We start from the raw sequence: 14,274 nt of genomic DNA, 5'->3' as shown, positions 1-14,274 counted from the left end.
TGTGTCCACGCCGAAGAAGAACGCAACGGACAACCAGGCCTCGTCCCACACGTTGTTGGAAGGGCGGCTCGGGTACAAGCTCGAGTCCGCCCTTCTGGTGCGTGCGCTGACCCACCGTTCCTACGCATACGAGAACGGCGGCCTGCCCACCAATGAGCGCCTGGAGTTCCTCGGGGACTCCGTGCTCGGCCTGGTGGTCACGGACACGCTGTACCGCACCCACCCCGACCTGCCCGAAGGCCAGCTGGCCAAGTTGCGGGCCGCGGTGGTCAACTCGCGTGCGCTGGCGGAGGTCGGCCGCGGGCTCGACCTGGGCGCCTTCATCCGGCTCGGCCGGGGTGAAGAGGGCACGGGCGGCCGGGACAAGGCATCCATCCTCGCCGACACCCTGGAAGCGGTGATCGGCGCGGTCTATCTCGACCAGGGCCTGGACTGTGCGGCGGAGCTGGTGCACCGCCTGTTCGACCCCCTGATCGAGAAGTCCTCGAACCTCGGAGCCGGACTGGACTGGAAGACGTCCCTCCAGGAGCTCACCGCGACCGAGGGCCTCGGAGTCCCCGAGTACCTGGTCACGGAGACCGGCCCCGACCACGAGAAGACCTTCACTGCTGCCGCCCGCGTCGGAGGCGTCTCGTACGGCACCGGCACCGGCCGCAGCAAGAAGGAGGCGGAGCAGCAGGCCGCCGAGTCCGCATGGCGGTCCATCCGGGCCGCGGCGGACGAGCGAGCCAAGAAGGCCGCGGCGGCAGCGGATGCCGTCGCGCCCGAAGCCGACACCTCGTCGGCCTCCGCCTGACCGGACAGCGCGATCCGAGCGCCCGTACCCCGCCGTGGGGCGGGCGCTCGGTCCATTGGGCGGCCCCAACGGGGCCGCGCAGGTGTAGGACAGGCCCTACGGGCCCACGCAGGTGTACGGGGGATCCCATGCCCGAGTTGCCCGAGGTCGAGGTCGTCCGGCGCGGTCTGGAGCGGTGGGTCGCCCACCGCACGGTCGCCGACGCCGAGGTGCTGCACCCACGCGCCGTGCGCCGGCACCTCGCGGGCCCGGACGACTTCGCGCACCGCCTCAAGGGGCACCGCGTCGGCACCCCGAGCCGCCGCGGCAAGTACCTGTGGCTCCCCCTGGAGGACACGGACCAGTCGGTCCTGGCGCACCTCGGCATGAGCGGCCAGCTGCTGGTGCAGCCGCACTCCGCGCCGGAGGAGAAGCACCTCAGGATCCGGGTGCGCTTCGCGGACGCCCTCGCCACCGAACTGCGCTTCGTCGACCAACGCACCTTCGGCGGCCTGTCGTTGCACGACAACACCCCCGACGGGCTGCCCGACGTCATCGCGCACATCGCCCGCGACCCCCTCGACCCGCTCTTCGACGACGAGGCCTTCCACCAGGCCCTGCGCCGCAAGCGCAGCACCATCAAACGGGCCCTGCTCGACCAGTCGTTGATCAGCGGCGTCGGCAACATCTACGCGGACGAGGCCCTTTGGCGCGCCCGCCTCCACTACGACCGCCCGACCGCGACCTTCACCCGCCCGCGCACCCTCGAACTCCTCGGCCATGTGCGGGACGTGATGAACGCCGCCCTCGCGGTCGGCGGCACCAGCTTCGACAGCCTGTACGTCAACGTCAACGGGGAGTCGGGGTACTTCGACCGGTCGCTCGACGCGTACGGCCGCGAAGGGCTGCCGTGCAAGCGGTGCGGCACGCCGATGCGCCGGCGGCCTTGGATGAACCGGTCCAGTTACTTCTGCCCGAGGTGTCAGCGGGCGCCGCGCGTCTCGTCGTAACGCTCACGTGCCGCGAGCACGTCGTCCATCTGCCCTTCCACGAAGTGGATGAGGTTCAGCAGCCGCTCGGCGACCCCGCGTCCCAGGGGTGTCAGCTCGTAGTCCACCCGGGGTGGATTGGTCGGCTGTGCGTCACGGTGCACCAGACCGTCGCGCTCCAGGGCGTGCAGGGTCTGGGACAGCATCTTCTCGCTGACGCCGTCGACGCGGCGGCGCAGCTCGTTGAAGCGCAGCGAGCCCTCGTACAGCGCGCCGAGCGTGAGTCCGCCCCAGCGTCCCGTGACGTGCTCCAGCGTGCCGCGTGACGGACAGGCCTTGGCGAACACGTTGTACGGGAGGTCCTGCGCCTCCGTGCGCTCCTGCGTGGTGTCCATGGTTGAAGGCTACTCGAAGGCAGCGCTAACCAACAGGTTGCACTATCTAGAAGTTAGTGCTTTCCTTTTCGCACTGTCAGTGAGCTGCCCATTCAGGAGTACCTACGTGACCATCCCTGTTGTCTCCATCGCCTACCACTCCGGTTACGGCCACACCGCCGTCATCGCCGAGGCCGTCCGCTCCGGCGCCGCCGAGGCCGGTGCCGACGTGCACCTGATCAAGGTCGACGAGATCACCGAGGAGCAGTGGGCGATCCTCGACGGCTCGGACGCCATCGTCTTCGGCTCGCCCACCTACATGGGCACCGCGTCCGGCGCCTTCCACGTCTTCGCCGAGGCGACCTCGAAGCGCTGGGCCGAGCAGGCCTGGACGGACAAGCTGGCCGCCGGCTTCACCAACTCCGCCTCCAAGAGCGGCGACAAGCTGCACACGCTGCAGTTCTTCCAGATCCTGGCCGCCCAGCTCGGCATGCACTGGATCAACCTCGGCCTGCTGCCCGGCTGGAACCACAGCGCCGGCTCCGAGAACGACCTCAACCGCCTCGGCGTCTTCACCGGCGCCGCCGCCCAGACCGACGCCGACCAGGGTCCGGAGGCCGTCCACAAGGCCGACGTGGCCACGGCCGAGCACCTGGGGCGCCGGGTCGCCGAGACGGCGAAGGTCTTCACCCGGGGCCGAGCGGCCGCCTGAGCGACGCCGGAAACGCACGTGCGCGAGGCGCCGACCCCGCAGTAGCCTGCCCACCGGGCCGGCCACGGCGGGCGGCGCCTCGGGGGGAATCGTGGGAGACAGCCCGTTCTACCGGGTCAGCCGGGACGGATACGAGATCTGCTTCGTCCTCGGCCCGGGGGAGGACCTCGACGAGGTCAGCGACGTCGACATGTGGGTGACCTTCGCCGACGGGCAGCGGTGGTCCGGGACCGTCTTCACCCTCGACCAGGCACGCCGCCTGATGGATCGCTGGCAGGACACCGGCGAGTGCCTCGGCGGCCGGTACTTCTACGGCTGGGACGACCTCATCGTGCGCGACCCGGGCATCCCCGCCATGGTCCGCGTCATCGACGACCTCGTCACCACCGGTGCCTACACCTCGGCACTGCGCCCCCTGGGCCTTGCCGAGGACTGACGACCGGGGCCCGGCGCGCTCGTGTGCGCCGGGCCCGGTTCTCGCGTCCGCTGCTCAGTAGCCGAAGTCCTGCGTCCACCAGGGCCCGCCGGCACCGAAGTGCACGCCGACACCCAGGGTCTTGAAATCGCAGTTCAGGATGTTGGCCTTGTGGCCCGGGCTGTTCATCCAGGCCTCCATGACCGCCGCGGCGTCGGCCTGGCCGCGGGCTATGTTCTCGCCGCCGAGGTCGGTGACGCCGGCCTTCGCGGCCCGGTCCCACGGGGAGGCCCCGTCGGGGTCGGTGTGGTCGAAGAAGCCCCGCTGGGCCATGTCCTCGCTGAACTCCTGAGCCAGGTCGGCCAGCGAGCTGTTGGCGGCGACCGCGCTGCAGCCCACCTGGGCGCGCTCCTCGTTGACCAGCCTGAGCACCTCCGCCGCGGCGGCCGCCTCGGCGGACACCGTCACGGGGGCGTCGGTCCGCTCCTTCTTCTCCGGCTTCTCCGGCGCCTTCGTGGCCGGACGCGAAGGGGCCTTCTCCTTCGGCTTCTCGCTGGGAGTGGCCGACGGCTTCTTCGACGGGGTCTTCGTGGGCGCCGCCGGGGAGGTCGACGGGGCCGGTGCCGCGGGCCGCTCGGCGTCGCGGCTCGTCGGGGCCCCGCCCTCCTGGCTCTCGGCGCTGTCGGACGCGCCGCCCAGCTCGCTGGGCGAGTTGGTGGGGGAGTCGGCGGCCGTGACGTTGTCGGGGCTGCTTCCCCCGCCGAGCTGGTAGTTGTCGATGCCGGGCACCACGCCCGCGGCCACCGCGACGGTACCGATCGCGACCGCCGCGGAGACGCCGAGCAGCCCGGTCTTCACCGGCGCCACGGCCTTCTTCTTGCGGCGGCGGTGCGAGCGGCCCCCGGGGTGCCGGGACCCGCCGTCGGGGCGGAAGCCGTCGCTGCGGAAGGCCGTGGTGACCGCGGTGTCGTCGCTCGGGAACGTCGTGGGGTCGGTGATCCGGTCGTAGTCCTCGTCCGTGGCGAAGAGGTAGGCGTCACTCTCCGCGTAGGCCGCCGCGTACGCCTCCGGGTTGAGGTAGGGCGCGATGCCTCTCGCGGGGCGGGCGTTCTGGTACGAGTCCAGAGGGTCGTGGCTCTGTGTGGAAAAGCCGTCCGTATGTGTGACCCCCGTGGCGCGGCCCGTGGCGGCGCGGCCGGCGGCGGAGCGTCGGTGGCGTCCCATGTTCTGGCCTTCCTCGTCCGTGCGGTCTCAACGTCCTCACATAACTCACACGATCGAGTGAGTTTCATATGAGATTCATTGGGTGGGGACGGTACCCCATGGCGCGCGGGGAGGAAGTGCCCGGAGAGACATTGGACCGTTAGGTTGCACTCATGAGCGAGGATGTTCGGTTGGTCGCCTGGGTGCGTGGACGCGTCCAAGGTGTGGGTTTTCGCTGGTTCACGCGGGCCAAGGCACTGGAGATCGGCGGCCTGAGTGGTTTTGCTCTCAATTTGGCCGATGGCCGGGTCCAGGTCGTCGCAGAGGGTCCGCGAAAGGGCTGTGAAGGACTCCTGGATTGGCTCCAGGGTGACGACACGCCCGGGCATGTGGACGGTGTCACCGAGATCTGGGACACACCTCGCGGGGGTTACGACGGCTTCGCCATCCGCTGAGCCGGTTCTGTGAATCTGCCCCGGTGTCGGTGCCGGGACCTGCCAGCGGCAACTGCCCCGAGCAGAAATGAGCAGGTGGTTGCCAAGAACCGCTTGTAGTGGCAGGCTCCGCACGTAAGGATGATCGCCACGCCCCGAGGGGCCCGCAGGAGTCGCCGCACAGCCGCTTCCCGGCCGTGTGCCCCCGGGTTTCCCGCCGATACGGGGCGTGATCGTGTTGACCGTCAAACTTTTTGGTGAGACGCTGAAAGCCCCGCGCACCTTCGCTGTTTGGCGTGGCTGAACGGCAGCACAACTCCAGGCCTGCCAAGCAACCGCGGGTGCGAATCCCTCACGACCCACACCGCTTCGGTCGGTCACTCAGTGTGGAGGACCATCCATCATGGCAAAGGCGCTTCTCGGTTACGTCGGCGGCTCCGACCCTCGACTCCTCGCCGAGATGCGACGGCTCCAGCAGCGTGTCCAGGACCTGGAGTCCGAGCTCGGACGCATCCAGGCTGAGAACGACGCTCTGCAGGCTGCCGCTTCTCACGACAGGATCATGGAGAGCATCGACGCACACCAGGCGGAGCCTGCGCTCACCTGATCACTGCATCCGCTCCACGACAGCACCAGCAGTGGTTGGGCCGCCCGTATCAACCCGCTAAGTTCAACCACTAAGTTGTCAGACGGTCGCGTATCAGCCGTCAGAAGTTGCAAGGGACGCTTCGGCGTCCCTTCTTTCTTGCCCCCCGGCTTACTGCCCCGCGCATCCTTTCACCCTCTTTAACGTTTGGTCTGCCCTGCGCGTTCACCGGCGAAACCGTGCGTTCATGGAGCGAGACACCCCCTGCGGGTAGAGTCCAGCGGCGTGCACCTCAAGGCCCTGACCCTCCGAGGGTTCAAGTCGTTCGCCTCGGCGACCACGCTCCGGTTCGAGCCGGGCATCACGTGCGTCGTCGGACCGAACGGTTCGGGCAAGTCCAACGTCGTGGACGCGCTCAGCTGGGTCATGGGCGAACAGGGCGCGAAGTCGCTGCGCGGCGGCAAGATGGAGGACGTCATCTTCGCCGGCACCACCGGCCGCCCGCCGCTGGGCCGCGCCGAGGTGTCGCTGACCATCGACAACTCCGACGGGGCGCTGCCCATCGAGTACTCCGAGGTCACCATCACGCGGATCATGTTCCGCAACGGAGGCAGCGAGTACCAGATCAACGGCGACACGTGCCGTCTGCTCGACATCCAGGAGCTCCTGTCCGACTCCGGCATCGGCCGGGAGATGCACGTCATCGTCGGGCAGGGCCAGCTCGACTCCGTCCTGCACGCTGATCCCATGGGCCGTCGCGCCTTCATCGAGGAGGCCGCGGGCGTCCTCAAGCACCGCAAGCGCAAGGAGAAGGCGCTCAGGAAGCTGGACGCGATGCAGGCCAACCTCGCGCGCGTGCAGGACCTGACGGACGAGCTCAGGAGACAGCTCAAGCCCCTCGGCCGTCAGGCCGCCGTCGCGCGCCGGGCCGCGGTCATCCAGGCGGACCTGCGCGACGCCCGGCTCCGCCTCCTCGCCGACGACCTCGTACGGCTGCGGGAGGCGCTCCAGGCCGAGGTCGCCGACGAGGCCGCGCTGAAGGAACGCAAGGAAGCCGCCGAGCGGGAGCTGAAGAAGGCGCTCCAGCGCGAGGCACTCCTGGAGGACGAGGTACGGCAGCTCACCCCGCGCCTCCAGCGCGCCCAGCAGACCTGGTACGAGCTGTCGCAGCTCGCCGAGCGGGTGCGCGGCACGATCTCGCTGGCCGACGCGCGGGTGAAGAGCGCGACGTCAGCGCCGCCGGAGGAGCGCCGGGGCCGCGACCCCGAGGACATGGAGCGTGAGGCCGCCCGGATCCGCGAGCAGGAGGCCGAGCTGGAGGCCGCTCTGGAGGCGGCGGAGCGGGCCCTGGAGGACACCGTCGCCCACCGGGCCGAGCTGGAACGCGAGCTCGTGCAGGAAGAGCGCCGTCTGAAGGATGTCGCCCGTGCCATCGCCGACCGCCGTGAGGGCCTGGCCCGGCTGAACGGGCAGGTCAACGCGGCCCGCTCACGTGCCGCCGCCGCCCAGTCCGAGATCGACCGCCTGGCCGCCGCCCGTGACGGGGCCCAGGAGCGGGCCTTCGCCGCGCAGGAGGAGTACGAGACCCTGAAGGCCGAGGTCGACGGCCTCGACGCCGGCGACGTGGAACTCGCCGAGCAGCACGAGGCGGCGAAACGGCAGCTCACGGAGGCGGAGGCCGCCCTCACCGCGGCCCGCGAGGCGGCGACGGCGGCCGAGCGCCGGCGCGCCGCGACCCAGGCCCGCCACGAGGCGCTGGCACTGGGCCTGCGCCGCAAGGACGGCACCGGCATACTGCTCGGTGCCCGCGACCGCCTCACCGGCCTGCTGGGCCCGGCGGCGGAGATGCTGACGGTGACCCCCGGGTACGAGGTCGCCCTGGCCGCGGCGTTCGGGGCGGCGGCGGACGCGCTCGCGGTCACCTCGCCGTCGGCCGCGGCGGACGCGATCCGGCTCCTGCGCAAGCAGGACGGGGGGCGGGCGGCACTGCTGTTGAGCGGCGCCGTGGACGACGTACGCCGCCGGGAACCGAGGCCGGACGGGCCGCCGTACGCCGCTGACCTGGTCAGTGGCCCCGAGGAGCTCATGCCCGCCGTCCGCCGCCTGCTCCACGGCGTCGTCGTGGTCGGCACCCTCGAAGACGCCGAGGATTTCGTCTACGCCCACCCCGACCTCACCGCCGTGACCGCCGAAGGCGACCTGCTCGGCGCGCACTTCGCGCACGGCGGCTCCGCCGGCGCACCCAGCCTCCTCGAAGTGCAGGCCTCCGTGGACGAGGCCGCCGCGGAACTGGAGGAGCTGGCCGTGCGGTGCGAGGAGCTGACCGGGGCGCAGCACGCCGCCGTCGAGCGGCGCAAGGAGTGCGCGGCGCTCGTGGAGGAACTGGGGGAGCGGCGCAGGGCCGCCGACCGGGAGAAGTCGGCCGTCGCCCAGCAACTCGGCCGCCTCGCGGGGCAGGCGCGTGGTGCCGCCGGTGAGGCCGAGCGGTCCGTGGCCGCCGCCGCACGGGCGCAGGAAGCGCTCGACAAGGCCCTCCAGGACGTCGAGGAGCTGGCCGAGCGGCTCGCCGTCGCCGAGGAGATGCCGGTCGAGGAGGAACCCGACACCTCGGCGCGGGACCGTCTCGCCGCCGACGGCGCCAACGCGCGCCAGACCGAGATGGAGGCCCGCCTCCAGGTCCGTACGCACGAGGAGCGGGTCAAGGGGCTGGCCGGGCGTGCCGACTCCCTGGACCGGGCCGCCCGCGCCGAACGCGAGGCACGCGCGCGTGCCGAGCAGCGGCGCGCCCGGCTGCGTCACGAGGCGGCCGTCGCGGAGGCCGTCGCCTCCGGTGCCCGCCAGCTCCTCGCGCACGTCGAGGTCTCCCTCGCCCGTGCCGACGAGGAGCGCACCGCCGCCGACGCCGCCAAGGCCCGCCGCGAGCAGGAGCTGGCCCAGGCCCGTACCAGGGGCCGTGACCTGAAGGCCGAGCTCGACAAACTGACGGACTCCGTCCACCGCGGTGAGGTGCTCGGCGCCGAGAAGCGGCTGCGCATCGAGCAGTTGGAGACCAAGGCGCTGGAGGAGCTGGGCGTGGAACCCGCCGGGCTCGTCTCCGAGTACGGCCCCCATCAGCTCGTGCCCCCGTCCCTGGCCGCCGAGGGCGAGCAGCTTCCCGAGGACCCCGAGCACCCGCGCAACCAGCCCAGGCCCTTCGTGCGGGCCGAGCAGGAGAAGCGGCTCAAGGCAGCCGAACGCGCCTACCAGCAGCTGGGCAAGGTCAACCCGCTCGCGCTGGAGGAGTTCGCCGCGCTGGAGGAACGGCACAAGTTCCTCAGCGAGCAGCTTGAGGACCTGAAGAAGACCCGTGCCGACCTGCTCCAGGTCGTCAAGGAGGTCGACGAGCGCGTCGAGCAGGTCTTCACCGAGGCGTACCGGGACACGGCCCGGGAGTTCGAGGGCGTCTTCAGCCGGCTGTTCCCCGGCGGCGACGGACGGCTGATCCTGACCGATCCCGACAACATGCTCACCACCGGTGTGGACGTCGAGGCCCGGCCCCCCGGCAAGAAGGTCAAGCGGCTCAGCCTGCTCTCCGGCGGCGAGCGGTCGCTGACGGCCGTGGCGCTGCTGGTGTCGATCTTCAAGGCCCGGCCGAGCCCGTTCTATGTCATGGACGAGGTCGAGGCCGCCCTCGACGACACCAACCTCCAGCGCCTGATCCGCATCATGCAGGAGCTGCAGGAAGCCTCGCAGCTGATCGTGATCACGCACCAGAAACGCACGATGGAGGTCGCCGACGCGCTGTACGGCGTCTCCATGCAGGGCGACGGTGTGTCCAAGGTCATCAGCCAGCGGCTGCGCTGACCGAGGTTCGGGCGGACCGTTCCCGTCCGTCACTTCAAGAAGTGAACACAAACACCCCTTCACGTTCTCTTCACGTCTTAAAGTTCACACTCCTTCGACTATTGACTTCGAAACTTGAAGGCATAGTCTCTGCAACGTTGCCTTTACCTTCAGGTATCGCCACTTGGAGGGGCTGACCCCCACCCGGCAGCGTTGCCGGCGCCCGAGGAGTACACGTGACCAGCACAGCGCAGGCGTCCCCCACGCCAGGAGCCAGGACGGCCCACCCCGAACATCTCGGGCACGTCGTCTTCATCACCGCGGCGGCCGCCATGGGCGGCTTCCTGTTCGGCTACGACAGCTCGGTGATCAACGGAGCCAACGGCGGTATCCAGGGCAGGTTCGACCTCAGCTCCGGTGCCACCGGGACCGTCGCCGCATGCGCCCTGCTCGGCAGTGCCGTGGGCGCCGCCGTCGCCGGCCGGATAGCCGACCGCATCGGCCGCATCCGCGTCATGCAGATCGCGGCCGTGCTGTTCGCCGTGAGCGCCGTCGGGTCCGGTCTGCCGTTCGCCGCCTGGGACCTGGCGGCCTGGCGCGTCCTCGGCGGCATCGCCATCGGCATGGCCTCGGTCATCGGCCCGGCCTACATCGCCGAGGTCGCCCCGCCCGCCTACCGCGGCCGTCTCGCCTCGTTCCAGCAGGCCGCCATCGTCATCGGTATCGCCGTCTCCCAGCTGGTGAACTGGGCCATCCTGAACATGGCCGACGGCGAGGAGCGAGGCAGGGTCGCGGGCCTGGAGGCCTGGCAGTGGATGCTCGGCGTGATGCTCGTGCCCGCGATCGTCTACGGGCTGCTGTCCTTCGCCATCCCCGAGTCGCCGCGCTACCTGATCAGCGTGGGCCGCACCGAGGACGCCAAGAAGGTGCTCGCCGACGTCGAGGGCGACATCGACCTGGACGCCCGGGTCGCCGAGATCGACGAGGCGATGCGCAGCGACCACAAGTCCACCTTCAAGGACCTGCTCGGCGGCCGCTTCGGCCTGCTGCCGATCGTCTGGATCGGCATCGGCCTCTCCGTTTTCCAGCAGCTGGTCGGCATCAACGTCATCTTCTACTACTCGAACCTGCTGTGGCAGTCCGTCGGCGTCGACCCGTCGAGCTCGTTCTTCTACTCGTTCGAGACGTCGATCATCAACATCCTCGGCACCGTGATCGCGATGATCTTCGTCGACCGCCTCGGCCGCAAGCCGCTCGCCCTCATAGGCTCCGTCGGCATGGGCATCTCGCTCGCGGCCGCCGCCTGGTCCTTCTCCTTCCAGAACGGCAACGACCCGCTGCCGACCGCGCAGGGCTACGTGGCGCTGATCGCCGCCAACGCCTTCGTCCTCTTCTTCGCCCTGTCCTGGGGCGTGGTCGTCTGGGTCATGCTCGGCGAGGTCTTCCCGAACAAGATCCGCGCCGCCGCCCTGGGCGTGGCCGCCTCGGCCCAGTGGATCGCCAACTGGCTGATCACGATCACCTTCCCGGACCTGTCGGACTGGAACCTGTCGCTCACCTACGTCATGTACGCGGTGTTCGCCTTCCTCTCCATCCCGTTCATCCTCAAGTTCGTGCCCGAGACCAAGGGCAAGAAGCTGGAGGAGATGGGCTGACCGGCCCCCGAACTCGGGGGGAAGGGCCAAGTCCCCGCTGCCCCTCTCCCCGTAACTCCGCCGCCGTCCCCGACCCGGCCACTGCCCGGGTCGGGGACGGCGGTGCCGTACGCGCCGGCACCGCGGGTCAGCCGGCCAGCGCCGGAAGCACTTCCTCCGCGAACAGGCGCAGGCTCCGCCACCCCTCCTCCACCGGCATCCCGCCGGACAAGGGGTGCAGTACGTAGTTGTCGTGGCCGAGCGCCACGCACTCCCGCGGCGTCACGATCCGGTACACGCCCTCGGCGCGCAGCTCCTCGACCGTAGTGGCGGCCGACTTCACCGCCGAGCGGATGTCACCGGACTGCCAGGAGGCGTACGTGCGCGCCTCGTGCAGGAAGTGGCCGCCGTAGCGCGCCCAGGCCCGGTCGGGGTCCTCGGCCACGTGCAGCAGCGGTGTCCGGGCCGCCGGCATCATGGTCCAGCCCTCGGTGCCGTACTCGACCAGCCGTTCCTTGTAGTACGCCTCCAGCTCCGGCAGATGGGCGCTGGGGAAGAACGGCAGGCCCAGCCGGGCGGCCCGGCGGGCCGCGGCCTTCGAGGAGCCGCCGACCAGCAGGAGCGGGTGCGGATCGGTGTACGGGCGCGGAGTGATCCGCACCGTACGGCCCCGGTACTCGAAGGGCTCGCCGGTCCAGGCCCTGAGCAGCGTCTCCAGCAGCTCGTCCTGGAGGCTGCCGCGCCGCTTCCAGTCCACGTCGAACAGGGCGTACTCCTCGGGCCGGTACCCGATCCCGGCGACCGTCACCAGCCGGCCACCGCTGAGCAGGTCCAGTACGGCGATCTCCTCGGCGAGCCGGAGCGGGTCGTGCAACGGGCCGATGATCGCCGAGACGGTCGCCGCGATCCGCCGGGTCGCGCCGAAGACCGCGGCCGCGAAGGCGAAGGGCGACGGCAGCCAGTTGTTGTCGGCGCCGTGGTGCTCCTCGGTCTGCACGGTGGTGATGCCGTGCTCGTCGGCGTAGGCGGCCATCTCCAGGGCGGCACGGTAGCGGGCACTCAGGGAGGCGGGGGTCGCGTCGGGCTCGACGAGGTTGAAGCGTACGACCGTGACGGGCATGGGGGTCCCCCTTCACCGGGCGGGTGTGAAAGCGGACGTTAGCTGACGGTGTGTCAGACATCCAGGGGGGTGTCGCAGGACTCCATGGCCGATACTGGACGGGTTATGGACATCCTCATCCTTGCTGTAGTCATCGCCGTGGTCGTGCTCGGCGCGCTCGGCGGGCTCATCGTCGGCAGCCGGCGCAAGAAGCAGCTGCCCCCGCCGCCCCCCGCCGCGCCCGACATCACCGCCCCGCCGGCCGAGCCGCATGTCGGCGACGAGGCCGAGACGCCGCGCGACGAACCGCGCCGGACCATAGAGGAGGTGGACCTCCCGGGCGGCGGCGCGCCGACCGCCGTCGAGGAACCGCCCGTCGTCGAAGAGCTCCCGCCCGTCGAGATCGAGGTCCCGGAGCCGACCGCCGGCCGCCTGATCCGTCTGCGCGCCCGGCTCTCCCGCTCCCAGAACGCCCTCGGCCAGGGGCTGCTCACGCTCCTGTCGCGCGAGCACCTCGACGAGGACACCTGGGAGGAGATCGAGGACACCCTCCTGACCGCCGATGTCGGCGTGCAGCCCACCCAGGAGCTGGTCGACGCGTTGCGTGCGCGTGTCAAGGTGCTCGGCACCCGCACGCCGCAGGAACTGCGCGGCCTGCTGCGCGAGGAACTGCTCAAGCTCGTCGGCACCGACATGGACCGCACGGTCCGGACCGAGCCGGAGACCAGCAAGCCCGGCATCGTGATGGTCGTCGGCGTCAACGGCACCGGCAAGACCACCACCACCGGCAAGCTCGCCCGCGTCCTCGTGGCCGACGGCCGCAGTGTGGTCCTGGGCGCCGCCGACACCTTCCGTGCCGCGGCCGCCGACCAGCTCCAGACCTGGGGCGAGCGTGTCGGTGCCTACACCGTGCGCGGCCCCGAGGGCGGCGACCCCGCCTCCGTGGCCTTCGACGCGGTGAAGGAGGGCAAGGAGATGGGCTCCGACGTCGTCCTCATCGACACCGCCGGGCGCCTGCACACCAAGACCGGACTCATGGACGAGCTCGGCAAGGTCAAGCGGGTCGTCGAGAAGCACGCGCCGCTGGACGAGGTGCTGCTCGTGCTGGACGCGACCACCGGGCAGAACGGCCTCGTGCAGGCCCGCGTCTTCGCCGAGGTCGTCGACATCACCGGCATCGTGCTCACCAAGCTGGACGGTACGGCCAAGGGCGGCATCGTCGTCGCGGTGCAGCGCGAGCTGGGGGTGCCGGTGAAGCTGGTCGGGCTGGGCGAGGGCGCCGACGATCTGGCGCCGTTCGAGCCGGAGGCGTTCGTTGACGCCCTTATCGGAGAGTGACCGACCCTACTGCGAACTTTCGTATGCCAGGGGACGGAGAAGCGCCCGCCTTCCAAGGTGCAGTTGGGGGCGGGCGCTTCGCTGTGCGGTCCTACGCCCGTGAACGGTGGGCCACGTAGGCCAGCGTCCCCAGGAGCAGACGGGCCGCCGGCGGCTTCGACGCGGTGTCCAGCTGCGGCGGCCGCAGCCACCGCACAGGACCCAGGCCGCCCCGGTCGGACGGCGGTGCCGTGATGTGCGCACCGGGGCCGAGGCCGCGCAGGTCGAGGTGGGTCGGGTCGTCCCAGCCCATGCGGTAGAGCAGCCGGGGGAGCTCGGCGGCGGCGCCGGGGGCGACGAAGAAGTGGGCGCGGCCCTCGGGGGTGGCGGTGACCGGGCCGAGGGGCAGTCCCATGCGCTCCAGCCGGGTCAGCGCACGGCGTCCGGCGGGTTCGGCCACCTCGATCACGTCGAACGCCCGTCCGACCGGCAGCATCACCGCCGCGCCCGGGAACTCCGACCATGCCTTGGCGGCCTCGTCCAGCGTGGCCCCGGCCCGAACCTCCGGCGCGAACTCCAGGGGGTGCGCGCCCGGCGCGCGACAGTCAGGGCGCCCGCACGAACAGCCGCTCGCCGCGGCCCGCGCGCCGGGTACCACGTCCCAGCCCCACAGCCCGGTGAACTCGGCGACGGCGGTGCACTCCGAGGAGCGACCGCGTCGACGCGAGCCGGACCGGTTCTCCCGGATGCCGCCGATCGTGAAGCCCATGCCCCCTCCAACGGGTCCAGCGCGCCGGTGGTTACGGCGCGGATGCGTCTCGTGACCCTGTGTGTTCCTGGGCGGCCGGATACCCGCGGGACCCGCTCGTCCAACGTGTCGCTCGGAAGCGCTCGGGGTCGCAATGCGGCGACAC

13 protein-coding genes are annotated in these 14,274 nt (G+C 70.9%); 9 read left to right on the top strand and 4 right to left on the bottom strand.

The genetic code is table 11. The features are described from left to right. Position 1 precedes the first annotated feature (1 nt). Together rnc and mutM are read left to right on the top strand one after the other, a co-directional pair. Positions 2–796 carry a ribonuclease III gene (rnc, locus tag ACWCPI_RS23095; protein WP_451040015.1) on the top strand — a complete coding sequence of 265 codons (795 nt, stop codon included), beginning with the start codon at positions 2–4 and terminating at the stop codon, positions 794–796. A gap of 128 nt (positions 797–924) precedes the next feature. Then, positions 925–1,785 (top strand): bifunctional DNA-formamidopyrimidine glycosylase/DNA-(apurinic or apyrimidinic site) lyase, encoded by an 861-nt coding sequence (mutM, locus tag ACWCPI_RS23090; RefSeq protein WP_451039884.1) that lies wholly within the window; start codon positions 925–927, stop codon positions 1,783–1,785. On the opposite strand, the gene ACWCPI_RS23085 is transcribed toward mutM, so the two are convergent. Further along, positions 1,758–2,159 carry a winged helix-turn-helix transcriptional regulator gene (locus tag ACWCPI_RS23085; RefSeq protein WP_451039883.1) on the bottom strand — a complete coding sequence of 134 codons (402 nt, stop codon included), beginning with the start codon at positions 2,157–2,159 and terminating at the stop codon, positions 1,758–1,760. The genes mutM and ACWCPI_RS23085 overlap by 28 nt on opposite strands. A 106-nt stretch (positions 2,160–2,265) precedes the next feature. Between ACWCPI_RS23085 and ACWCPI_RS23080 the strand changes: the two genes are divergently transcribed. Both ACWCPI_RS23080 and ACWCPI_RS23075 read left to right on the top strand, forming a co-directional pair. After that, positions 2,266–2,850, top strand: coding sequence for a flavodoxin family protein (locus ACWCPI_RS23080; protein ID WP_451039882.1), 585 nt, complete (start codon positions 2,266–2,268; stop codon positions 2,848–2,850). Positions 2,851–2,941: 91 nt separating this feature from the next. Continuing rightward, positions 2,942–3,286 carry a hypothetical protein gene (locus tag ACWCPI_RS23075; protein ID WP_451039881.1) on the top strand — a complete coding sequence of 115 codons (345 nt, stop codon included), beginning with the start codon at positions 2,942–2,944 and terminating at the stop codon, positions 3,284–3,286. A 54-nt stretch (positions 3,287–3,340) separates the two neighbouring features. Here ACWCPI_RS23075 and ACWCPI_RS23070 read toward each other — a convergent pair whose 3' ends face one another. Beyond that, entirely contained in the window at positions 3,341–4,489 is a 1,149-nt protein-coding gene (locus ACWCPI_RS23070) for a CAP domain-containing protein (RefSeq protein ID WP_451039880.1), read from the bottom strand. Between the two features lie 152 nt (positions 4,490–4,641). Here ACWCPI_RS23070 and ACWCPI_RS23065 point away from each other — a divergent pair, with 152 nt between their 5' ends. From ACWCPI_RS23065 to ACWCPI_RS23050, 4 genes are all read left to right on the top strand, one after another. Further along, a complete protein-coding gene (locus ACWCPI_RS23065; RefSeq protein WP_451039879.1) occupies positions 4,642–4,923 on the top strand; it encodes an acylphosphatase in 282 nt (93 codons plus the stop codon). A gap of 382 nt (positions 4,924–5,305) precedes the next feature. Beyond that, positions 5,306–5,509: a hypothetical protein gene (locus tag ACWCPI_RS23060; protein ID WP_007493378.1), complete on the top strand. Its 204-nt coding sequence runs from the start codon at positions 5,306–5,308 to the stop codon at positions 5,507–5,509. A 264-nt stretch (positions 5,510–5,773) separates the two neighbouring features. After that, positions 5,774–9,331, top strand: coding sequence for a chromosome segregation protein SMC (gene smc / locus ACWCPI_RS23055; RefSeq protein ID WP_451039878.1), 3,558 nt, complete (start codon positions 5,774–5,776; stop codon positions 9,329–9,331). Positions 9,332–9,546: 215 nt separating this feature from the next. Further along, positions 9,547–10,965, top strand: coding sequence for a sugar porter family MFS transporter (locus tag ACWCPI_RS23050; protein ID WP_451039877.1), 1,419 nt, complete (start codon positions 9,547–9,549; stop codon positions 10,963–10,965). Between the two features lie 127 nt (positions 10,966–11,092). On the opposite strand, the gene ACWCPI_RS23045 is transcribed toward ACWCPI_RS23050, so the two are convergent. Next, the gene (locus ACWCPI_RS23045; RefSeq protein WP_451039876.1) at positions 11,093–12,064 is read right to left on the bottom strand and encodes an LLM class flavin-dependent oxidoreductase; all 972 of its coding nucleotides are present in this window, start codon (positions 12,062–12,064) and stop codon (positions 11,093–11,095) included. Positions 12,065–12,169: 105 nt separating this feature from the next. On the opposite strand from ACWCPI_RS23045, the gene ftsY reads away from it, so the two are divergent. Then, complete coding sequence (gene ftsY / locus ACWCPI_RS23040) at positions 12,170–13,381, top strand: signal recognition particle-docking protein FtsY (RefSeq protein WP_451039875.1); 1,212 nt, start codon at positions 12,170–12,172, stop codon at positions 13,379–13,381. Between the two features lie 91 nt (positions 13,382–13,472). Here ftsY and ACWCPI_RS23035 read toward each other — a convergent pair whose 3' ends face one another. Next, positions 13,473–14,129 (bottom strand): bifunctional DNA primase/polymerase, encoded by a 657-nt coding sequence (locus ACWCPI_RS23035; RefSeq protein WP_451039874.1) that lies wholly within the window; start codon positions 14,127–14,129, stop codon positions 13,473–13,475. Positions 14,130–14,274 lie beyond the last annotated feature (145 nt).

The organism is Streptomyces sp. NPDC001920 (assembly GCF_053594495.1).
This window is presented reverse-complemented; position numbering and strand designations above follow the sequence as displayed.

Coding starts and splice junctions, on each gene's coding strand:
- mutM (WP_451039884.1), top strand. CDS start 925: ATGCCCGAGTTGCCCGAGGTCGAGGTCGTCCGGCGCGGTCTGGAGCGG.
- ACWCPI_RS23085 (WP_451039883.1), bottom strand. CDS start 2,159: ATGGACACCACGCAGGAGCGCACGGAGGCGCAGGACCTCCCGTACAAC.
- ACWCPI_RS23070 (WP_451039880.1), bottom strand. CDS start 4,489: ATGGGACGCCACCGACGCTCCGCCGCCGGCCGCGCCGCCACGGGCCGC.
- ACWCPI_RS23065 (WP_451039879.1), top strand. CDS start 4,642: ATGAGCGAGGATGTTCGGTTGGTCGCCTGGGTGCGTGGACGCGTCCAA.
- ACWCPI_RS23060 (WP_007493378.1), top strand. CDS start 5,306: ATGGCAAAGGCGCTTCTCGGTTACGTCGGCGGCTCCGACCCTCGACTC.
- ACWCPI_RS23045 (WP_451039876.1), bottom strand. CDS start 12,064: ATGCCCGTCACGGTCGTACGCTTCAACCTCGTCGAGCCCGACGCGACC.
- ftsY (WP_451039875.1), top strand. CDS start 12,170: ATGGACATCCTCATCCTTGCTGTAGTCATCGCCGTGGTCGTGCTCGGC.
- ACWCPI_RS23035 (WP_451039874.1), bottom strand. CDS start 14,129: ATGGGCTTCACGATCGGCGGCATCCGGGAGAACCGGTCCGGCTCGCGT.